Source organism: Herbaspirillum sp. WKF16 (genome assembly GCF_028993615.1).
In the GTDB taxonomy this organism is placed as follows: domain Bacteria; phylum Pseudomonadota; class Gammaproteobacteria; order Burkholderiales; family Burkholderiaceae_D; genus Herbaspirillum.
In genome coordinates this window covers 356,045-377,344 of the sequence record NZ_CP118632.1, presented here as the reverse complement: position 1 = coordinate 377,344, position 21,300 = coordinate 356,045, and the positions used below count along the sequence as shown (strand labels likewise).

At 64.3% G+C, this 21,300-nt stretch carries 20 protein-coding genes; 10 read left to right on the top strand and 10 right to left on the bottom strand.

Annotation, left to right across the window (positions count from 1 at the left end; genetic code table 11):
* The first annotated feature begins 43 nt into the window (after window positions 1-43).
* From aroQ to Herbaro_RS01670, 7 genes are all read left to right on the top strand, one after another.
* A complete protein-coding gene (gene aroQ / locus Herbaro_RS01700) occupies window positions 44-481 on the top strand; it encodes a type II 3-dehydroquinate dehydratase (protein WP_275012114.1) in 438 nt (145 codons plus the stop codon).
* Between the two features lie 141 nt (window positions 482-622).
* On the top strand, window positions 623-1,087 hold the full coding sequence (accB, locus tag Herbaro_RS01695) for an acetyl-CoA carboxylase biotin carboxyl carrier protein (protein WP_275012113.1): 465 nt from the start codon (window positions 623-625) through the stop codon (window positions 1,085-1,087).
* Window positions 1,088-1,265: 178 nt separating this feature from the next.
* Window positions 1,266-2,642, top strand: coding sequence for an acetyl-CoA carboxylase biotin carboxylase subunit (gene accC / locus Herbaro_RS01690; RefSeq protein WP_275012112.1), 1,377 nt, complete (start codon window positions 1,266-1,268; stop codon window positions 2,640-2,642).
* 12 nt (window positions 2,643-2,654) lie between these two features.
* A complete protein-coding gene (prmA, locus tag Herbaro_RS01685) occupies window positions 2,655-3,578 on the top strand; it encodes a 50S ribosomal protein L11 methyltransferase (protein ID WP_275012111.1) in 924 nt (307 codons plus the stop codon).
* A 4-nt stretch (window positions 3,579-3,582) separates the two neighbouring features.
* Window positions 3,583-4,752: a DUF3426 domain-containing protein gene (locus tag Herbaro_RS01680; protein ID WP_275012110.1), complete on the top strand. Its 1,170-nt coding sequence runs from the start codon at window positions 3,583-3,585 to the stop codon at window positions 4,750-4,752.
* Between the two features lie 96 nt (window positions 4,753-4,848).
* Window positions 4,849-5,784: a carbohydrate kinase family protein gene (locus Herbaro_RS01675; RefSeq protein ID WP_275012109.1), complete on the top strand. Its 936-nt coding sequence runs from the start codon at window positions 4,849-4,851 to the stop codon at window positions 5,782-5,784.
* Between the two features lie 58 nt (window positions 5,785-5,842).
* Window positions 5,843-6,421 (top strand): peroxiredoxin, encoded by a 579-nt coding sequence (locus tag Herbaro_RS01670; protein ID WP_446719297.1) that lies wholly within the window; start codon window positions 5,843-5,845, stop codon window positions 6,419-6,421.
* 97 nt (window positions 6,422-6,518) lie between these two features.
* Here the strand turns inward: Herbaro_RS01670 and Herbaro_RS01665 are convergent, their stop codons facing one another.
* The 10 genes from Herbaro_RS01665 to Herbaro_RS01620 all read right to left on the bottom strand — a co-directional run bounded on the left by Herbaro_RS01665 (window position 6,519) and on the right by Herbaro_RS01620 (window position 17,947).
* Complete coding sequence (locus Herbaro_RS01665) at window positions 6,519-7,058, bottom strand: YggT family protein (protein ID WP_275013939.1); 540 nt, start codon at window positions 7,056-7,058, stop codon at window positions 6,519-6,521.
* Between the two features lie 244 nt (window positions 7,059-7,302).
* On the bottom strand, window positions 7,303-8,082 hold the full coding sequence (locus Herbaro_RS01660; RefSeq protein ID WP_275012108.1) for a histone H1-like DNA-binding protein: 780 nt from the start codon (window positions 8,080-8,082) through the stop codon (window positions 7,303-7,305).
* 503 nt (window positions 8,083-8,585) lie between these two features.
* Complete coding sequence (locus tag Herbaro_RS01655) at window positions 8,586-9,767, bottom strand: ribonucleotide-diphosphate reductase subunit beta (protein WP_275012107.1); 1,182 nt, start codon at window positions 9,765-9,767, stop codon at window positions 8,586-8,588.
* Between the two features lie 222 nt (window positions 9,768-9,989).
* The gene (locus tag Herbaro_RS01650; protein WP_275012106.1) at window positions 9,990-12,983 is read right to left on the bottom strand and encodes a ribonucleoside-diphosphate reductase subunit alpha; all 2,994 of its coding nucleotides are present in this window, start codon (window positions 12,981-12,983) and stop codon (window positions 9,990-9,992) included.
* Between the two features lie 376 nt (window positions 12,984-13,359).
* Window positions 13,360-14,007: a 1,6-anhydro-N-acetylmuramyl-L-alanine amidase AmpD gene (gene ampD / locus Herbaro_RS01645; RefSeq protein WP_275012105.1), complete on the bottom strand. Its 648-nt coding sequence runs from the start codon at window positions 14,005-14,007 to the stop codon at window positions 13,360-13,362.
* A 3-nt stretch (window positions 14,008-14,010) separates the two neighbouring features.
* Entirely contained in the window at window positions 14,011-14,289 is a 279-nt protein-coding gene (locus Herbaro_RS01640) for a PP0621 family protein (RefSeq protein ID WP_275012104.1), read from the bottom strand.
* Window positions 14,286-15,098, bottom strand: a complete 813-nt coding sequence (locus tag Herbaro_RS01635; RefSeq protein ID WP_275012103.1) for a cytochrome C assembly family protein — start codon at window positions 15,096-15,098, stop codon at window positions 14,286-14,288. The genes Herbaro_RS01640 and Herbaro_RS01635 overlap by 4 nt, the downstream gene beginning before the upstream one ends.
* Before the next feature lie 243 nt (window positions 15,099-15,341).
* Window positions 15,342-16,151, bottom strand: coding sequence for an ABC transporter ATP-binding protein (locus tag Herbaro_RS01630; protein WP_275012102.1), 810 nt, complete (start codon window positions 16,149-16,151; stop codon window positions 15,342-15,344).
* A 2-nt stretch (window positions 16,152-16,153) separates the two neighbouring features.
* On the bottom strand, window positions 16,154-16,975 hold the full coding sequence (locus Herbaro_RS01625) for an ABC transporter permease (RefSeq protein ID WP_275012101.1): 822 nt from the start codon (window positions 16,973-16,975) through the stop codon (window positions 16,154-16,156).
* Between the two features lie 12 nt (window positions 16,976-16,987).
* Window positions 16,988-17,947, bottom strand: a complete 960-nt coding sequence (locus Herbaro_RS01620) for an ABC transporter substrate-binding protein (protein WP_275012100.1) — start codon at window positions 17,945-17,947, stop codon at window positions 16,988-16,990.
* A gap of 303 nt (window positions 17,948-18,250) precedes the next feature.
* Between Herbaro_RS01620 and ffh the strand changes: the two genes are divergently transcribed.
* The 3 genes from ffh to Herbaro_RS01605 all read left to right on the top strand — a co-directional run bounded on the left by ffh (window position 18,251) and on the right by Herbaro_RS01605 (window position 21,274).
* The gene (gene ffh / locus Herbaro_RS01615; protein ID WP_275012099.1) at window positions 18,251-19,621 is read left to right on the top strand and encodes a signal recognition particle protein; all 1,371 of its coding nucleotides are present in this window, start codon (window positions 18,251-18,253) and stop codon (window positions 19,619-19,621) included.
* A gap of 393 nt (window positions 19,622-20,014) precedes the next feature.
* Window positions 20,015-20,485 carry an SWIB/MDM2 domain-containing protein gene (locus tag Herbaro_RS01610; RefSeq protein WP_275012098.1) on the top strand — a complete coding sequence of 157 codons (471 nt, stop codon included), beginning with the start codon at window positions 20,015-20,017 and terminating at the stop codon, window positions 20,483-20,485.
* Window positions 20,486-20,857: 372 nt separating this feature from the next.
* A complete protein-coding gene (locus Herbaro_RS01605) occupies window positions 20,858-21,274 on the top strand; it encodes a hypothetical protein (RefSeq protein ID WP_275012097.1) in 417 nt (138 codons plus the stop codon).
* Window positions 21,275-21,300: the final 26 nt, after the last annotated feature.

The following is a 21,300-nucleotide window of genomic DNA, read 5'->3' as shown; positions in this document are numbered from 1 at the left end:
ACGGCAAAATGCGCGCATCGTCGTCAAACGGAGCCCAATCTCCATGGCAAAACACCTTCTCCTGCTCAATGGTCCGAACCTGAATCTGCTGGGGACCCGCGAGCCGGAAGTCTACGGATCGACCACGCTGGCCGACGTTGAAAAACGCGCCCAGGAACAGGCAGGCGCCGCCGGCGCCCGGCTGCAGTCGTTCCAGAGCAACCATGAAGGCGCATTGATCGACCGCATCCACCAGGCCCGCGCCGAAGGCGTGGATGCCATCGTCATCAACCCGGGCGGATTGACCCACACCAGCGTGGCGCTGCGCGATGCGCTGGCCGGCGTGGCGATCCCCTTCGTCGAAGTGCATATTTCCAATATTCATCAACGCGAGGAATTTCGGCATTTTTCGTACCTGTCCGGCATCGCCCGGGCAGTCATGTGCGGCTTCGGAGTCGACGGCTACCGCTTGGCGGTCGACTTCTGGCTGCGTCAGTCCTGATGGCGGGATTCGCCTTGCGCTAGCTCCTGACATCACGGATCGCATCACCCAAGCAACAAGCACTACCCCAATACTGCCGGCCGCCATGGACAGCCGGCGAGCTTAAATATTCACCACTCATCTACATTCCGAGGGATTCAAATGGATTTACGAAAACTCAAGACGCTGATCGACCTGGTTGCTGAATCGGCCATCGAAGAGCTGGAAGTTACCGAAGGCGAAAGCAAGGTCAGGATCGTCAAGTCCTCCCCGAATGCGCAGAACCAGGTCGTGATGGTGCCGCAGCAGCAAGCCTACGCGCCGGCCCCGGTCGCCGCAGCCGCCCCGGTCGCAGCCCCCGCCGCTGCCGCGCCGGTGGCCGCCGTGCCGGAAGGCCATATCGTGAAGTCGCCGATGGTCGGCACCTTCTACCGCTCCTCCGCGCCGGGCGCCCCGGCGTTCGCCGAAGTGGGCAAGGAAGTCAAGGAAGGCGACACCCTGTGCATCATCGAAGCGATGAAGCTGTTGAACGAAATCGACGCCGACAAGGGCGGCGTGATCAAGCAGATCCTGGTGGAAAACGGCCAGCCGGTCGAATTCGGCCAGCCGCTGTTCGTGCTGGGCTGATCGCGAAAGACGCATTCCCGGCCTGGCCGGATGGCGCCGCCCGAAGGCGGCGCCGGAAGTGGAAATGCTGTACTGTCGATGCGAGCCGCCGCGCCCTGCGCCCGATGTATCCGGCGCGGCCGGCGGCCCGGCATCCGGAACCTATAACGCTTGATCTTGGCGACGCCTCATTCCTGTTATGTTTGAAAAAATCCTGATCGCCAATCGTGGCGAAATTGCCCTGCGTATCCAGCGCGCCTGCCGCGAATTGGGCATCAAGACCGTGGTCGTGCACTCCGAGGCCGACCGCGAAGCCAAATACGTGAAGCTGGCCGACGAGTCGGTGTGCATCGGCCCCGCGCCGTCGCCGCTGTCGTACCTGAACATGCCGGCCATCATCAGCGCGGCCGAAGTGACCGACGCGCAAGCCATCCACCCGGGCTACGGCTTCCTGTCGGAGAACGCCGACTTCGCCGAGCGCGTGGAGAAATCCGGCTTCGTCTTCATCGGCCCGCGCGCCGAGAACATCCGCATGATGGGCGACAAGGTCTCGGCCAAGCAGGCCATGATCCGCGCCGGCGTGCCCTGCGTGCCCGGCTCGGAAGGCGCGCTGCCGGACAACCCCAAGGAAATCGTCCAGATCGCCCGCAAGATCGGCTATCCGGTCATCATCAAGGCGGCCGGCGGCGGCGGCGGACGCGGCATGCGCGTGGTGCATACCGAGGCCGCGCTGATCAACGCCGTGACCATGACCAAGACTGAAGCCGGCGCCGCCTTCGGCAACCCGGAAGTCTATATGGAGAAGTACCTGGAAAATCCGCGTCACGTGGAAATCCAGATCCTGGCCGACGAACACAAGCAAGCCATCTGGCTGGGCGAGCGCGACTGCTCGATGCAGCGCCGCCACCAGAAGGTGATCGAGGAAGCGCCTGCGCCGGGCATCCCGCGCAAGATCATCGAGAAGATCGGCGAGCGCTGCGCCGAAGCCTGCCGCAAGATGAACTATCGCGGCGCCGGCACCTTCGAGTTCCTGTACGAGAACGAAGAGTTCTACTTCATCGAGATGAACACCCGCGTGCAGGTGGAACACCCGGTGACCGAAATGATCACCGGCGTGGACATCGTGCAAGAGCAGATCCGCATCGCCGCCGGCGAGAAGCTGCGCTACCGCCAGCGCGACATCGAGTTGAAGGGCCACGCCATCGAGTGCCGCATCAACGCCGAGGATCCGTTCAAGTTCATCCCGTCGCCTGGCCGCATTACCGCCTGGCACGTGCCGGGCGGCCCCGGCATCCGCGTCGATTCGCATGCGTACTCCGGCTATTTCGTCCCGCCCAACTACGACTCGATGGTCGGCAAGGTGATCGCCTACGGCGCCACCCGCGAACAGGCCATCCGCCGCATGCAGATCGCGCTGTCGGAAATGGTGGTCGAAGGCATCTCGACCAACATCCCGCTGCACCGCGAGCTGATGGTGGACGCCCGTTTCTACGAAGGCGGAACCAATATCCATTATCTGGAACATAAGCTGTCGGAGCGTCCGTCTTCGTCGGACGCCGACAAATCCAAGAAGTAAGGCAAGGGACCGATGGGCTGGATAGAAATCGTCATTGAAGTGGCGCGCGACCAGGCGGAGGCATTGTCCGACGCCTTGATGGAGGCTGGCGCCCTGTCAGTGTCGGTGGAAGACGCCGACGAGGGCACCGAGGCCGAGCGTCCCCTGTTCGGCGAGCCCGGCATGGAGCCGGAGCAAGCCGCGTGGGATCGCAGCCGCGTGGTGGCGTTGGCCGGCAAGGATGCCGACCACGCCGCCATCGTCACCGACGCCGCCAAGGCGATCGGGCTGGACTATGCCCTGCCCTTCGCCACCCGCGAGGTGGAAGAACAGGACTGGGTGCGCTTGACGCAGTCGCAATTCGAGCCCATCCACATCGGCCGCCGCATCTGGGTGGTGCCGAGCTGGCACGACGCGCCGTCCGACCCGGACGCGCTGGTGCTGGAACTCGATCCCGGCCTGGCCTTCGGCACCGGCAGCCATCCGACCACCCGGCTGTGCATGGAGTGGCTGGAGACGAACGCCGACGCCGCCAGCGGCGTGCAGACGCTGCTGGACTACGGCTGCGGCTCGGGCATCCTGGCCCTGGTGGCAGCCAAGGTCGGCGTGCCGCAGGTGATCGGCGTGGACATCGATCCGCAGGCGCTGGAAGCGGCCGGCTACAACACCGCGCGCAACCAGTGCGAAGCGACGTATTACCTGCCGGAAGAATTCGCCCAGGCGCATCCGGAAGGCGAGCGTTTCGACGTGGTGGTGGCCAATATCCTGGCCGGCCCGCTGCAACTGATGGCGCCGATGCTGGCCGGACGCGTGCGCCCGGGTGGCTCGCTGGTGCTGTCGGGCGTGCTGGACCGCCAGGCCGAGGAAGTGATCGCCGCCTATGCGCCCTACATCCCGCTGACAGTCTGGGCGGCGCACGAAGGATGGGTGGCGCTGGCAGGCCGTCTGCCGGAGTAAGCGCATGGCGCTGGCGACTCAATGTCCGCATTGCTTCACCATCTTCCGGGTCGCCGGCGACCAACTCAAACTGCGCGGCGGCCTGGTCCGCTGCGGTAGCTGCCGCCAGGTGTTCAACGGCCAGGAGTTCCTGGTCGAGGCCAGCATCAGCGACGGCCACTACCAACCAGCCCCGGGCAGCAAGGCCCGCTTCGGCGGACCGCAGGCTGCCTCTTCTTCCGCTGTGCCGCCTGCGGCCGGCGCCATCTCCGAAGTCAATCAAGTCGCCGCAGGCGAACCGCCTGCCGCCGGGCCATCGGCGCCGGCGGCAACTGCTTTCGCCGCGCCCGTCCCTGCCGCTCCCGAACCCAAGGTCTTCCGTTCGCCCGCCAGCCCCGGCTATGTGCCGCTGAACGCGGCATCGGAGGAGTCGATGGCGGCCGACGTGCCTGACGTCGACGAGGAAATCGGCGGCGCCGCGCTGCTGCGCCGCTCCTCGGCCGACCGCGAGGACGAGGCGACCGAAGCGGCCGAAGCAGCCGAAACGCACCCGCGCGCCGACGATGATCCGTTCAAGGCCTACGAAGAGGCCATCGCCGCCGACGCCGGGCAGGACGACGCCGAAGCCGGGGCTCGCGATGAAGGCGAGGACGATGAAGCCGAGGTCGAGGCGCCCGCCTTCGTCAAGAATGCCGAACGCAAGGAGCGCGTCGGGCACGTGATGAAGATCGTCATGATGGTGGCCGCCGGCGTGATGGTGCCGGTGCTGCTGCTGCAGTCGATCTATTACTGGCGCAACCAGCTGGCGGTGGCCGCGCCGCCGCTGCGCCCCATGCTCAACGGCATGTGCGCCGCCTTCCATTGCACGGTGGGCCTGCCGGCCCAGATCGACCGGTTGACGCTGGAGTCCAACGAGCTGCAGGTGGTGCCGCCCAACCAGAACATCTACGCCCTGGCGCTGGTGCTGCGCAACCGCAGCGGCGAGCCGCAGGCCTGGCCGCACATCGAACTCACGCTCAACAACGACGACGAGAAACCGGTGGTGCGGCGGGTCTTCCGTCCGCGCGAATACCTGGCCACCCCGCAGTTGCTGGACGCGGGCATCGCCGGCGAGAGCGAACAGCAGGTCAAGCTGACCTTCGAACTGAGCGATGCGCTGGTGTCGGGCTACCGCATTTACCTGTTCTATCCCTGATTTCACCGCTTTCCGGCGCGGCTACTGCGCGGCCGTGCTGAACTTCGCGCCGCTTTCTTCTACAATGCGGCTTTCGCCACCATTTCTTCCATTCCCATGAGCTCACTGATCTGCGGTTCCCTCGCCTTCGACAACATCATGCAGTACGAGGGCCGCTTCGCCGAGGCGCTGCTGGCCGACCAGTTGCACAAGGTCAACGTGTCCTTCCTGGTGCCGACCATGCGCCGCGAGTTCGGTGGCTGCGCCGGCAATATCGGCTACAACCTGAAGCTCCTGGGCGGCGAGCCGGTGGTCATGGCCACCGTCGGCATCGACAGCGCGCCTTATATCGAGCGCTTCGCCCAGCTGGGAATTTCCACCCGCTGCGTGCGCCAGATCGACTCGTCCTTCACTGCGCAGTGCTTCATCACCACCGATGCCGACAGCAACCAGATCACCGCCTTCCACCCGGGCGCGATGACCTGGTCGCATGAGAACAAGGTAGCCGACGCCGGCGCGGTCAAGTTCGCCATCGTCGCGCCCGACGGCCGCGACGGCATGCTGCAGCACGCCGAACAGGCCGCCGAGCTGAAGATCCCGCTGATCTTCGATCCGGGCCAGGGCATGCCGATGTTCGGCGGCGACGATCTCAAGCATTTCATCGACCTGGCGACCTATGTGGCGGTGAACGACTACGAAGCCGAGATGCTGACCGCCCGCACCGGCCTGACGCTGGCGCAGATCGCCGAACGCGTGTCGGCGCTGATCGTCACCCGCGGCGAGCTGGGCGCCGAGATCTACACCGGCGCCAAGAAGATCGACATTCCCTGCGTCCCCGCCGAGAAGATCGAGGACCCGACCGGCTGCGGCGACGCCTTCCGCGCCGGCATGTTGTATGGCCTGACCGAGGGCTACGACTGGGAAACCACCGGTCGCCTGGCCAGCCTGATGGGCTCGATCAAGATCGCTTCGCAGGGCCCGCAGAACCATGCGCCGTCCCGCGCCGAGATCGAAGAGCGCTTCAGCAAGGCCTTCGGCTACCGCTTCGCCTGAGCCGGCGCGAGGCTTGCGACCCGGCTGCCATCGCAGGATCACCATGAGGAGAGACGCCATGCAGACCACCTTGTCCCAACCCGTCGCGCGCGGTTTGCGCCGCAGCCTCGGTATCGCGCTGCTGGCAAGTGCGGCCTTGCTGGCGCAGCCAGCCATGGCGGCGCTCAAACCCGGAGACAAGGCGCCCGAGTTTTCGGCGCCGTCGTCGCTGGGCGGCCAGGTCTCCACCTTCTCGCTCAATGCCGCGCTCAAGAAGGGCCCGGTGGTGCTGTATTTCTTCCCGGCCGCCTTCACCACCGGCTGCACCATCGAGGCCCACCTGTTCGCCGAGGCGACCGACCGCTACAAGGCGCTGGGCGCAACCGTCATCGGCGTCTCGGCCGACAGCATCGAGACGCTCAACAAGTTCTCGGTCAGCGAGTGCCGCAGCAAGTTCGCAGTGGCGGCCGACGGCGACCAGAAGATCATGAAGTCCTTCGACGCCGTCCTGAACAAGAACGCGGAACGCGCCAGCCGCACCTCGTATGTGATCGCGCCCGACCACACGGTGATCTACGAGTACACCGACATGAACCCCGAGAAGCATGTGGAGAACACCATGCACGCGCTGGAGCAGTGGTCGGCGCGGAAGAAGTAGCAGGCCGCGCCCGAACCCGCAGCCCATGAAAAAAGCCGGACGACAGTCCGGCTTTTTGTTTGCCCGGCCAGGAATGGCCAGGCAGGATCCGTGCGCCTCAGGCGAGAGAAAGCAGCAGCGTGGTGACCACCCGCACCGCGATCTGAAGCAGGATCAGCGCTGCCAGCGGCGACAGGTCGACGCCGCCGATCAGGGGAATGATCTTGCGCAGCGGGCGCAGCAGCGGCTCGTTGAGGGCGCGTACGAACGGCGCCAGCGGCGCGTAGGGGTTGACCCAGCTGAAGATGGCTTCGATGATCAGCGTGGCCATGAAGCCGTAGAAGATCCACTGGAAGAAACGCACCAGCGACAGCAGCAGGATGGTCTTGAACTCGAACCCGGACTCGATGCCGATCGCGGCGATGATGGACAGCAGCACGATCAGGAAGGCGCCCAGCAAGCTGGCCCAGTCGTAGGCGCCGCCGGGCATGGCGCGGCGCAGCGGCTTGACCAGCCAGTCCGACAGCTGATAGACGAACTGCCCCACCGATTGCGGCGGACGCACGCGCACCACCTGCATCCAGAAACGCAGCAGCATGACGCCGGCCAGGATGCTGGCGACGGCGTCGACGATCAACATGAGAATACTATGCAGCACAGAGATCTCCATCAGTGACTAGGCTTGCGGCCGGATCGGCCGAGACATGCAGCGCACATACTAGAGTGCATTGGCGCGCGCGCCAAGCCTCATGCGTGATGCGCTCGCGGACTCTATATTGTGCCATCGCGCCGCTTTGCCAGACCGCGACGACGCAAAACGCCGGGCAAAAAAAACCGCTGCATGGCGCGAGGCCACACAGCGGGATTTTGCCTGAAAAATCCAGGCGACTGGCAAGCCAGTATTACGGACGGCCAGCGCCGGTCGGGAACGGCCAAGCCGCTGCCGGGTTCAGCACGGTCTTCACGGCCGGTGCTGCGGCTGCTGCAGGCTTGGCTGCTGCCTTCTTCGGAGCGGCTGCCTTCTTGACCGCAGGCTTGGCTGCCGGCTTGGCGGCGGCCTTCACTGCAGGCTTGGCTGCCGGCTTCTTGGCGGCTGCTGCCTTCGGAGCGGCGACCTTCTTGGCGACCGGCTTCTTGGCGGCTGCTGCCTTAGGAGCGGCTGCCTTCTTGGCGACCGGCTTCTTGGCGGCGACTGCCTTCGGAGCGGCTGCCTTCTTGGCGACCGGCTTCTTGGCGGCGACTGCCTTCTTGGCGACCGGCTTCTTGGCAGCGACTGCCTTCTTCGCGGCGACCGGCTTCTTGGCACCGACTGCCTTCTTGGCGACCGGCTTCTTGGCGGCGACTGCCTTCTTGGCGGCGACCGGCTTCTTGGCAGCGACTGCCTTCTTGGCGGCGACCGGCTTCTTGGCAGCGACTGCCTTCTTGGCGGCGACCGGCTTCTTGGCGGCGACTGCCTTCTTGGCTGCAACCGGCTTCTTGGCGGCGACCGGCTTCTTGGCGGCGACTGCCTTCTTCGGTGCTGCTGCCTTCTTGGCGGCGACCGGCTTCTTGGCAGCGACTGCCTTCTTCGGTGCTGCTGCCTTGGCGGCGACGGCCTTCTTCGGAGCTGCGGCTGCCTTGGCGGCTGCCGGCTTCTTTGCAGCGGGCTTCTTGGCCGCTGGCTTCTTTGCTGCTGTTGCCATTTTGTTTCTCCTTCTTCACGTGAATGGAAAAAATCAAGCTTGATATAAGCAACCCTCCAGCGACATCGCGATGACGCAGGCGGGCTATTCATCGGCACAAGCAGCCTGTCGCTTGCGCTAATGAATTAGGCACCAGCTGAACTGCTGCATCCCCTCACCTATGCAGCGCTTCAGCTATCTTGGCTGAGCCCCTCCGGTAGTCCCCGCGCTTGGGCGCAGGAGCTGGTCAACTACGGGAGCAGGCCCAAGGCCAAAAAAAACGCCAGCGTGTTCAAACGCCAGCGTCGGAATAACACTCCTGAAAAACCATCAGGTTTTTCAAAGGAAAAGCCGCCTTACCCGACACGATGGGGTTAAGCGGCGATAACAGAGAAGAACGATTCGGCCTCTGACTGTTCATTAATTTGGCGTTTGCCTTTCAGTTTCAGCAGCCGGGCATCTTGCAAGCTACCCGACTGCCGTTGTGCATCATGTCTCGCTGAAGAGTGCTTCGAGACTGCACATCATTCCCAACTCAGCGCACCCCCGGTTTGGTATTCGATGACACGGGTCTCAAAGAAGTTGCGCTCCTTCTTCAAGTCGATCATCTCGCTCATCCACGGGAACGGATTTTCTTCTTGTGCGAACAGCGGGTCCAATCCGATTTGTTGTGCGCGTCGATTCGCGATGAATCGAAGGTAGCTCTTGAACATCGGCGCGTTCAACCCTAGCACACCTCGCGGCATTGTATCCTCTGCGTAACGATATTCCAACTCCACCGCGCGTAAAAACAACGATTTGATCTCTTCGCGGAACTCCGGAGTCCACAGGTGCGGATTCTCCATCTTCACCGTGTTGATCAAGTCGATGCCGAAGTTGCAGTGCATCGACTCGTCGCGCAGGATGTACTGGTACTGCTCGGCGGCGCCCATCATCTTGTTCTGGCGACCCAGCGCAAGGATCTGCGTGAAGCCGACATAGAAGAACAGGCCTTCCATGATGCACGCGAAAACGATCAGCGACTTCAGCAGCTTCTGGTCGTTCTCGACGGTGCCGGTCTTGAACTCGGGATTGGTCAGCGTGTTGATGAAGGGGATCAGGAACTCGTCCTTGTCGCGGATCGATTCGACCTCGTGATACGCGTTGAAGATCTCCGCTTCATCCAGGCCCAGCGACTCCACGATGTACTGGTAGGCGTGGGTGTGGATCGCTTCTTCGAAGGCCTGGCGCAGCAGGTACTGGCGGCACTCCGGCGCGGTGATGTGGCGATAGGTGCCCAGCACGATGTTGTTGGCGGCCAGCGAGTCGGCGGTCACGAAGAAGCCGAGGTTGCGCTTGACCAGGCGGCGTTCGTCTTCGGTCAGGCCGTTCGGGTTCTTCCACAGCTCGATGTCGCGCTGCATGTTGATTTCCTGCGGCATCCAGTGGTTGGCGCAGCCGGCCAGGTACTTGTCCCACGCCCACTTGTACTTGAACGGCACCAGCTGGTTGACGTCGGTGTGGCCGTTGATGATGCGCTTGTCGGCGGCGTTGACGCGATGGGTGGTGTCGGCGGCCGGCGCTTCGCGGGCGACCAGCGCCGGGTTCAGCGCGGCGTCGGCGAACTGCGGATTGTCGAAGGCGGGTTGCAGCTGGGGTTGCGGCATGTGCTGCGGGCGCGGCTGCTGAGCCGGCTTTGCGCTTGCTTCGTCGTCCCAAGAGAGCATGTGGGTTCCTCTTTACTTTATCGGGTGGATGCCGGTGCATCGGATGGGTCCGTGCGCGGCATGGGTATGTTCAGGTGACAACGGCGCATCCGGTGAAGTTCACCGCGATGCGCCGGCTGAGAAGGCCGGCCCGGAGATGCTATCGGCCACTGTCGAGGATGATCTTGATCGTCCTCATGCGCTGGCGATTCCGGGCCGTTCCTGGCTTCCTTGCTGACTGGCTTACTGGCAGGCTTCGCACTCTTCGAAACCGGCGTCGCCCGGACGCATGGTGCAGACCGGGCCGTCGGCGTCGATCGAGGCGCCCGGGCTCGGCAGCACGTAGGCCGACGATGCCGAGGCGGCCGAAGCGATCGGCGCGGCCGCCACCGACGGCGCCGATGCCGCCGAACCGCCGCCCAAGCCGCCGTCCACTGCCACGGCGTTGAGCGCGCCGGTGCGGGAAGTCGACTTCTCGGTGTGGGTGGCGCCGATGGTGCGCAGGTAGTAGGTGGTCTTCAGGCCACGCAGCCACGCCAGCTTGTAGGTCTCGTCCAGGCGCTTGCCCGATGCGCCGGCCATGTAGATGTTCAGCGACTGGGCCTGGTCGATCCACTTCTGGCGGCGCGAGGCGGCTTCCACCAGCCACGACGGGTCGACTTCGAAGGCGGTGGCGTAGATGTCGCGCAGGTCTTGCGGGATGCGGTCGATCTTGGCCAGGCTGCCGTCGAAATACTTGAGGTCGGAAATCATCACTTCGTCCCACAGGCCGCGCGCCTTCAGGTCACGCACCAGGTACTCGTTGATTTCGGTGAACTCGCCCGACAGGTTCGACTTCACGTACAGGTTCTGGTAGGTCGGTTCGATGCAGGCCGACACGCCGATGATGTTCGAAATGGTCGCGGTCGGGGCGATCGCCACGCAGTTCGAGTTGCGCATGCCGTGTTCCTTGATGCGGGCGCGCAGGGCGGTCCAGTCCATGGTCTCGGAGCTGTCGGCCTCCAGGTAGCCGCCGCGTTCCTCGGCCAGCAGCTTGAGCGAGTCCTGCGGCAGGATGCCGCGGTCCCACAGCGAGCCGCGGTAGGAGGCGTAACGGCCGCGTTCCTCGGCCAGCTCGGTCGAGGCCCAGTAGGCGTAGTAGCAGACGGCTTCCATCGAACGGTCGGCGAAGGCGACGGCGTCCATCGACGCGTACGGCACGCGCTTCATGTGCAGGCAGTCCTGGAAGCCCATGATGCCCATGCCCACCGGACGGTGGCGCAGGTTGGAATCACGCGCCTTCTTGACGGCGTAGTAGTTGATGTCGATGACGTTGTCCAGCATGCGCATGGCGGTGCGCACGGTGCGCTGCAGCTTGGCATGGTCCAGCTCGCCATTGACCAGGTGCGCCGGCAGGTTGACCGAACCCAGGTTGCACACCGCGATTTCGGAATCGTTGGTGTTCAGGGTGATCTCGGTGCACAGGTTGGAGCTGTGCACCACGCCCACGTGCTGCTGCGGCGAACGGATGTTGCAAGGATCCTTGAAGGTGATCCATGGGTGGCCGGTTTCGAACAGCATGGACAGCATCTTGCGCCACAGGTCGTTGGCCTGGACCTTCTTGAACAGCTTGAGCTCGCCGCGGGCAGCCTTGGCCTCGTAGCCGAGGTAGGCTTCCTCGAACGCGCGGCCGAACTTGTCGTGCAGGTCGGGAGCGTCGGAGGGCGAGAACAGGGTCCACTCGCCCTTTTCCATCACGCGCTTCATGAACAGGTCGGGAATCCAGTTCGCGGTGTTCATGTCGTGGGTGCGGCGGCGGTCGTCGCCGGTGTTCTTGCGCAGCTCGAGGAATTCCTCGATGTCCATGTGCCAGGTTTCCAGGTAGGCGCAGACCGCGCCCTTGCGCTTGCCGCCCTGGTTGACCGCCACGGCGGTGTCGTTGACCACCTTCAGGAACGGCACCACGCCTTGCGACTTGCCGTTGGTGCCCTTGATGTGGGCGCCCAGGGCGCGCACCGGGGTCCAGTCGTTGCCCAGGCCGCCGGCGAACTTGGCCAGCAGGGCGTTTTCCTTGATGGCTTCGTAGATGCCGTCGAGGTCGTCGGCGACGGTGGTCAGGTAGCACGACGACAGCTGCGAACGCAGGGTGCCCGAGTTGAACAGCGTCGGGGTCGAGCTCATGAAGTCGAACGAGGACAGCAGGTCGTAGAACTCGATGGCGCGGCCTTCACGGTCGATCTCGTTCAGGGCCAGGCCCATCGCCACGCGCATGTAGAAAGCCTGGGGCATTTCGATGCGGGTGCCGCGGATGTGCAGGAAGTAGCGGTCGTACAGGGTCTGCAGGCCGATGTAGCCGAATTGCAGGTCGCGCTCGGGCTTGATGGCGGCGGCCAGCTTGTCGAGGTCGAACTGGGCCAGCTTGGTGTCCAGCAGCTCGGCGTCGATGCCCTTCTTGACGTACTTGGGGAAGTATTCCAGGTACTCGGCCGGGGCGTCGGCCTGGGCCACTTCCTTGCCGAACACTTCCTTGCGGATGGTGTGCATCAGCAGGCGCGAGGTCACCTGGCTGTAGGCCGGGTCCTTTTCCATCAGCGCGCGGGCAGCCAGGATGGCGGACTTGTACAGCTCTTCGACGGGCACGCCGTCGTACAGGTTCTTGACGGTCTCGGCCAGGATGGCTTCGCTGTCGACATGCTTGTCGAGGCCGACGCAGGCCGCCTCGATCAGGGTGCGCACTTCGGCGATGTCCAGCGGACGGCTCTGGCCGTCTTCCACCACGTGCAGCTGCGGCGCCGACACGGCTGCCTTGGCGGCGGAGCCTTGCTGGGCGCGCTCTTCCATGCGCTTGGCGCGGTACAGCACGTAGGCGCGCGCGACGTCGTGCTCGCCCGAACGCATCAGGGCCAGTTCAACCTGGTCCTGGATGTCTTCGATATGGAAAGTCCCGCCCGTGGGTTGGCGGCGCACCAGCGCCGACACCACGTTGGTGGTGAGCTGCTCCACCATCTCGCGCACGCGCGCCGAGGCGGCACCCTGGCCGCCGTTGACAGCCAGGAAGGCCTTGGTCACGGCGATGGAAATCTTGGACGGTTCGAAACCGACCACCGCGCCGTTGCGGCGGATGATGCGGTATTCGCCCAGGCCGGCGACAGCCTTGGCGGCAGCCGACGAAGAGGCGTCGGAAGACACCTCGAGGTCGGCGGCGGTCACGCCAAACGCGGCAGGAGATTTGACGGAAATTTCTTGAGTTGAGCGCACTTAGCCTCCTAAATACATAAAGTCAGGCAACCGAACGGACTGCCCCGAGTTGCTAAAGTAGAGTCTCCCACCTGCCGGGAGACTCGCGAATGACAGAAGCGTCCCACAATGAAGCCCCCTTGCGCGGACATTCATGCTGACGCAAACACTGCTTGAAACTGATGTGTAAAAACGGTTGGAAGAAGGAAAAGCCGGGAAGCGTTGTAGTACTTGGTTACTGCCTCGCGAACCTTTCACCTTCTGAAGCACTGCCATTGCGGATCCACTTGTGGATGAGGATCAGAGCTTACAACTTGAATCTTACAAGAACACTACATCTAGTACCAAAAGATCGATTGAGACTAATTCTAGTATCGGCATTCTGATGTTGCAACCGCTATTTCTCGAAATTTTCTCCCGCGCGCGCTTGACTTTCGGGAAGCCCAGAAGGGAAGCGCAATTGCGCGACGTTAACTATTTTCAGCAATTCGTCGCGATAGCGCGGCCAGTCGAAAAACGGGCCGGGATCGGTCTTGCGCACCGGCGCGATGTGCTCGTGGCCGGCCACGTCGGTCAGCGCATAGCGTTCGGCCAGCGCGGCGCTGAGGCGGGCCAGGGCCGGATACTGGGCCGGCGCGAAGGCCTCGAAGTCGCTGCCCTCGACCTCGATGCCGACCGAGAAGTCATTGCAGCGCTCGCGGCCGTCGAACACCGAGACGCCGGCATGCCAGGCGCGCCGGTTGGCGGACACGAACTGCACCACCTCGCCGTCGCGCCGGATCAGGAAATGCGCCGATACCCGCAGCGGCCGCAGCTGGTCGAAATAGGGATGGGCCTGGTAGTCGAGCCGGTTGCAGAACAGGTCGGCAATCCAGGGGCCGCCGTACTCCCCGGGCGGCAAGCTGATGTTGTGGATCACCAGCAGGTCGGTGATGCAGCCGTCGGGCCGCTCATCGCAGTTCGGGGAAGGCTCGCGGCGCGCGGCATTGCACCAGCCGTCGCCGTCGATGAACCATGCGCCGGCGTCGGTAGGAGTCGATGCCATGGATCAGAAGGAGGCCAGGTGGCGATGCTCTTCGGAGCAATAATGGGCGCCGGAGGCATGCACCACCGCTTCGGAGACGGGAAAGTGGATGCCGCAGTGCGCGCATTGCACCATGGTCTCGGCATTGCCGTCGGCGCTGCGCCTGAAGCGGGAAGCCTTGGGCTTGGGCACGTCGGCGGCGGCGCCGTCGCCGGCATCGCTGCCGGCCAGCATGGATTTCTTGGCGCGCTGGAACCACACCACCACGGCCAGCAGCACCACCAGCCAGATCAGATATTTCATGTCAGTACCCGATGCAGCACGACTTCAAGCACGAACCGGCTGCCCACATAAGCCAATAAAAGGATAGCGAAACCGGCCAGCGTGAAGCTCAGCGCGGTGCGCCCGCGCCATCCCTGCCAGCGGCGGCCGGCCAGCAGCAGGCCGAACAGCAGCCACGAGAGCATGGTGAAGGCCGTCTTGTGATCCCAGCGGAAGGGCGTTCCGAACAGCTGCTCGGAGAAACCCACGCCCGACAGCACGGTCAGCGTCAGCAGCACGAAGCCGAAACCGATCAGGCGGAACAGCAATTTTTCCATCGTCAACAGCGCCGGCAGGCGATCCAGCGCCATCGCGAACCAGCCGTTCCTGGCTGCGGCGCCCGGCCGGGTATGCAGGCGCGACTCCTGCAGCACCATCAAGACGGCATGGAAGGCGGCGATGGTCAGCGTGCTGTAGGCCAGGATGGAGATGGCGATGTGCGCCAGGAACCACTCCGACTTTCCTGCCAGCACGATCATGTTGCCCGGGAAGATGCTGGGCAGGACCACCGACACCGCCGCCACCGGCAGCACCAGCACGCGCATGCTGTCCAGCGAGAAGTTGCGGTTCTCCAGCCAGTAGGCGGCCACCGAGATCCACAACGTGGCCGAGAGCATCACCGCAAACCCGACCCGCATCGCTTCGGGCGCGAACATGTCCGACAGCAGCGCCCCGCCATGCAGCATCCAGCCGACCACGATCCCCAGCGAAATCGGCGTGCGCCGTTCCGAGGGCATGAGAGCGCATCCCAGGTAGAGCAGCGCGGCCAGAATGAAAAAATAAGTTTGCATCGGCTAAGTTTACACCATGTCGGCCCGCGCCTTGCGGCGCAGCCCTGTCCGGACGGGGAGTTGCGGCGGATAGCTCCGCCATGGGCGCGCGGTGCGCCTTGCGCGATCGTGCTCTATATATAGGGGCCGATCCCGCGCAACAAACCCCGCCCGGCATCGAATGACGGGCGGGCGCGCATTTTACACGCCCAAACGAAACACGGCAGGGGAAACCTGCCGTGTTTTTTTGAGGCCATGAATGGCTCAGTCGACCGCGGCCGCCCGCATCTCCGCATTGTGGTGGCGCTGCTGCTCCTCCATGACCAGCTGGCCGAGCTCGCGCTTCAGGGCGTTGAACTCGGGATCGGCCGGATCGCGCAGGCGCGGCAGGTCGACCACGATGTCGCGCTTGATGGTGCCGGGCCGGTAGGTCATGACCACGATGCGGTCGGCCAGGTAGATCGCCTCCTCGATGCTGTGGGTCACGAAGACGATGGTCTTCTTGAACTCGTCCCAGATGCGCAGCAGCTCGTCCTGCAGGTTGCGGCGGGTCAGCGCATCGAGCGCGCCGAAGGGCTCGTCCATCAGCATGATGGGGGAGTCCAGCGCCAGCACGCGGGCGATCGCGACCCGCTGGCGCATGCCGCCCGAGAGGTCCTTGGGGAAGCGGCTGCGAAAGTCGATCAGGCCCAGCTTGTCCAGCAGCTGGGTCACGCGCGCCTGGATGTCGGCCTTGGGCGTGCCCTTGATCTCCAGGCCGAAGGCGACGTTCTGCTCCACCGTCATCCAGGGGAACAGCGCGTATTCCTGGAACACCATGCCGCGATCCGGGCCCGGCTCCTGCACCAGCTTGCCGCCGGTGGTGATGCTGCCCGAGGAGGGCAGCGCGAAGCCGGCGATGGCGTTGAGCAGGGTCGACTTGCCGCAGCCCGAAGGGCCCAGCAGGCAGACGAACTGGCCGTCGGGGATCTCCAGGTCGATATCCTTCAGGGCCACGACCTCGCGGTCGTCGGTCTTGAAGACCTTGTTGACGCCCGATACGCGGATCTGGGGCGAAACAGCGTTGGTGCTCATGTTCAGTTCTCCAGCCCGCGGTGCCAGCGCAGCATGTAGTTGTTCAGGCGGCTCATGCCGAGGTCGATCGCCAGGCCCAGCAGGCCGATGGTGATCATGCCGGCGATGATCTTGTCCGACCAGAAGTACTCGCGCGCCTCCATGATGCGGAAGCCCAGGCCGTTGCTCACCGCGATCATCTCGGCCACGATCACCACGATGAAGGCGGTGCCGATGCCGATGCGCACGCCCGACAGGATGTAGGGCACCGAGGCCGGCAGCATCACGCGCATGAACAGCGTGCCCTGGCTGGCGCCCAGGTTGCGCGCCGCGCGCAGGTAGATGCTGTCGACCTGGCGCACGCCGGCGATGGTGTTCATCAGCACCGGGAAGAACGCGCCCAGCGAGATCAGGAACAGGGCCGGCGGGTTGCCCAGCCCGAACCACAGGATCGCCAGCGGGATGTAGGCGATCGGCGGGATCGGACGGATCACCTGCACGGTCAGGTTCATCAGGCCGTAGATGCGCTGGCTGGAACCCATCAGCAGGCCCAGCGGCAGCGCCAGTCCGGCGCCGATCAGGAACCCGGCCACCACGCGGTACAGGCTGCCGATGGCGTCCATCACCAGCTCGCCCGAGAAGGCCCAGGCCAGCCAGCTGCCGTCGGCCGGATCATAGGCCTTCATCGGCGTGGCGTACTCATACCATTTGTGCAGCACCGCCCAGGGCGAGGGCAGGATCTGGGGATTGATCCAGCCCGCCCGGGACGCCCCTTCCCAGAGCGCGATCACGATCAGGGGCACCAGCAGCCCCTGCAGGATGCTTCCCGTCTTCTGTTTTGCCATGACGTTCCAGCCTTACTTGAGGTTCATGCTCTGCTTGGCTTCATCGAGCAGGTCCAGCTTCACCCAATCCTTGGCCACCGGCGGCTTGGCCATCTTGCCGGTGCCGTACTTGGCCATGGTGTCGGTGGTGACCTGGATGTGTTCGGCCGTGATGTTGTAGGCGTAGGGCGAGTTGCCGATGGCGTCGTAGAAGTCTTCCTTGGTGATCTGGTTCTTGAAGATCACTTCACGCACGTACTTCTCGGCGGTTTCCGGCTTGTCCATGAAGGTCTTGGTGGCCTCCAGGAAGCAGCGCATGAACTTCTCGGCCAGCGGACGCTTCTCCTTGTAGAACTTCTCGGTCATCACCATGGTGCGGTACGGCTCGCCGATCGGGGTGTCGTAAGGCTTCATGACCTCCACGCCGAAGCCCTTGTTGATGGCCTGCGAGGACTGCGGCTCGCTCTGCATCATGGCGTCGATGTTCTTGCCCAGCAGCGCCTGGTTCAGGTCGGCGAAGGCCAGGTAGACAATGGTCACGTCCTTGGCCGAGAGACCGTTCTGGCCCAGCTCCGCATCCAGCAGCACTTCATGGATGCCGCCGCGGGTCACGCCGACCTTCTTGCCCTTGAGGTCCTTGACCGACTTGATGCCCGAATCCTTGCCCGCCACCAGGCGCGCGCCGCCCTTGGCGAAACCGGCCACGACATAAATGGCGGCGCCGTTGGCGCGGCCCGAGATGGCGGCTTCCGAGGCGGTGGTGCCGACATCGAGCTCACCGGCCAGGATGCCCTGCATCACGTCCGGCCCCTTGGGGAAGACCTTCTCATCGACCTTGATGCCGCACTTGGGGGCGATCTCCTTGATATAGGACACCGCGCCATAGTGGGCGAACTTCAGGTTGCCCAGGCGGATGACCTCGTCGGCGGCCTGGCTGGAAGCCGAGAAGCCGGCCATCGCCAGCAGCGCCAGTGCGATCAGTTTCTTTTGCATGTCCACTCTCCTCTTGTGTTCGTTATTGTTCCCGTTGGCCGGAGCGCCCCGGCGGTCTCGATGCTTGGGTGCCGGACTGGTGCCCGGCTTTATTGTTTTTGCTGCGCTTGGAAATTCAGGGCAAATGTATACACAAAGTCCGCCCCCAGTACAAGCTGTTAATTTCCCTTACAGGCACCATATGGACAAGGCCGGCGCCGCGAGAGCGGCGGGCCGATCGGTTAAAATGCGGGATTGCCCGCCGTCGCGCCGCCCCCATGCAAGCCGCAGCCGCGGCGGCCTCACCCCTTTGCAGACATCATCATGCTAGACAACCTGACCCAACGCCTCGCCAAAGTCGTCAAAACCATGCGCGGCGAGGCGCGCCTGACCGAATCGAATACCGCCGAGATGCTGCGCGAAGTGCGCCTGGCGCTGCTGGAGGCCGACGTCGCCCTGCCGGCGGTGCGCGACTTCATCGCCAAGGTGAAGGAAAAAGCCATGGGCGAGGACGTGATCGGCTCGCTCACGCCCGGCCAGGCGCTGGTGGGCGTGGTTCAGCGCGAGCTGGCCAGCCTGATGGGTGCCGACCTCGGCGCCGAGGCCTCGCAGCTCAACTTCGCCACCCAGCCGCCGGCGATCATCCTGATGGCCGGCCTGCAGGGCGCGGGCAAGACCACCACCGTCGGCAAGCTGGCCAAGTACCTGCGCGAAACCAAGAAGAAAAAGGTCCTGACCGTCTCCGCCGACGTCTACCGCCCGGCCGCCATCGGCCAGCTGCAGACCGTGACCGGCCAGGCCGGCGCCGACTTCTTCCCCAGCGAGCCGACCGACAAGCCGGTCGACATCGCGCTGGCCGCGCTGGATTACGCCAAGAAGCACCACCACGAAGTGCTGATCGTCGACACCGCCGGCCGCCTGGGCATCGACCAGGCCATGATGGACGAGATCCGCGCCGTGCACGCCGCCGTCAAGCCGATCGAGACCCTGTTCGTGGTCGACGCCATGCTGGGCCAGGACGCCATCAACACCGCCAAGGCGTTCAGCGACGCGCTGCCGCTGACCGGCGTGGTGCTGACCAAGCTGGACGGCGATTCGCGCGGCGGCGCCGCGCTGTCGGTGCGCCATATCACCGGCAAGCCGATCAAGTTCGCCGGCGTGGCTGAAAAACTGGACGGCCTGGAAGCCTTCGATCCGGCCCGCATGGCCAACCGCATCCTGGGCATGGGCGACATCCTGGCGCTGGTCGAGGAAGCGCGCAAGGGCGTGGACATGGCCGCGGCCGAAGGCCTGGCCAACAAGATCAAGGGCGGCGGCAAGTTCGACCTCAACGACTTCAAGGCCCAGCTGTCGCAGATGAAGAAGATGGGAGGCCTCACCGGCCTGCTCGACAAGCTGCCGGCGCAGATGCAGGCCGCCGCGGGCAACGCCAACATGGACCAGGCGGAGAAGAATGTGCGCCGCATGGAAGGCATCATCAACTCGATGACCGCCGGCGAACGCGCCAAGCCGGAACTCATCAAGGCCGCCCGCAAGCGCCGCATCGCCGCCGGCGCGGGCGTGCAGGTGCAGGAAGTGAACCGCATGCTGTCGCAGTTCGAACAGATGCAATCGATGATGAAGAAGCTCAAGGGCGGCGGCATGATGAAGATGATGCGCGGCATGAAGGGCATGCTGCCCGGCGGCATGCGCTGATCCTCCCCCCGCCGTTTCCCCTCCCGGCGGCCGCCGCGCCGCCGGATTCTCCTTCCCCTCCGCCTTCTCCTCCCTGCCCAGATCCAAAGCTGCAAAAAAATGCAGAAACCGGCAGGCGAAAACCACGCAGGAAAGCACAAAAGTTAAGGCCTCGTTTACATCCTCCCGCGATGCTCGCCGATGATGCTCCGACAAGCCTTTCCCCGGCCATCGCGATCCGCCGCGATCCCTTTACCGGCGCGGCTTGACGGCGGATCGCCCTATCCCGTTGTTTCCCGGTGGTTTTGCGCGGAAAACCCGTAAAAAATACTTGCGTGGCCGCGCAATCCACACCACTATTAGCGATGCGTAATTGACGCATCCAACCTATTCCTTGTCGAAGGAGTCTTTCAGATGGCCACAGCAAAAAAACCAGCAGCCGCAGCAAAGAAGCCCGCAGCAAAACCCGCCGCCAAACCGGCAGCCAAGAAGCCCGCAGTGAAAGCCGCAGCGCCCAAGGCTGCCGCCAAGCCGGCGGCCAAGACCGCAGCAAAGGCAGCTCCGAAAACAGCACCGAAGAAGGCAGCGGCAAAACCCGCAGCCAAGCCGGCAGCCAAGAAGCCAGCCGTCAAGCGCACTCCCAACGCCGCATTCATGAAGCCGCTGACGCCGTCGGCAGCCCTGGGCGAAGTGGTCGGCGCCAAGCCGCTGCCGCGTACTGAAGTCACCAAGAAGGTCTGGGAATACATCAAGAAGCACAAGCTGCAAAACGCCGAGAACAAGCGCAACATCGATGCCGACGACAAGCTCAAAGCCATCTTCGGCGGCAAGAAGCAAGTCACGATGTTCGAGATGACCAAGCTGATTTCGGCCCACCTGAGCTGATCTTCGCCGTCCGCGGTTTGCAAGCGACTTGCAAACAAAAACGCCCGCGCAGCCTGCGGGCGTTTTTGTTTTGCGCCACCGCGTTTCCACGCCCCTCCCACAAGCCTTTTTGCGTCCGCGCTTTTCCTGCGCCGACACTCCGCTTGTCCGACCCGACAACGTCCGCTTATCTGATGGCACCGCCCCCACCGGCGGCCTATGATGGCGCTACATTGCGGTGGTGCCCCTTGGCGCTCCTGTTTCTCCCGCCGACACTTCCGCTCGCAATTGCCCGCGCTCAAGCCGTGCTCCGACGCGGCCTTGCAGCTCGACCGACCGTCATCCAACGATGAGCCTGTGGCCCATCCCACAAAGAAGAGAAAGGAAACGACCATGGCAAACCAGCAACCCCGATTCCATCACCAGATCGCCCGCTCCGCCTGTGCCCTGGCGATCGGCCTGGCCGCCCTGAGCGGCGCCGCGCACGTGTTCGCCGCCGGCAAGGCGGACGACTCCAGCTACAAGCAGGAGGTCGCCGCCTGCAACAACGGCACCTCCAACCAGGATCGCGCCACCTGCCTGCGCGAGGCCGGCGCCGCCAAGTATGAAGCCGGCCGCGGCAACCTGAGCGATCCGGGCTCGGCCCAATTGAAAGAGAACGCCATGAAGCGCTGCGAAGGACTGCCGCAGGCCAATCGCGTCGATTGCGAAAGCCGCGTGAACGGCGGTGGCGTGGCCGAAGGCAGCGCGCGCGATGGCGGCATCTATCGCGAGACCGTCACCATCGTGCCCGGCACTCCCGGCCAGTAATCTCGCGCGCCAAAGAGAAAAGGCGG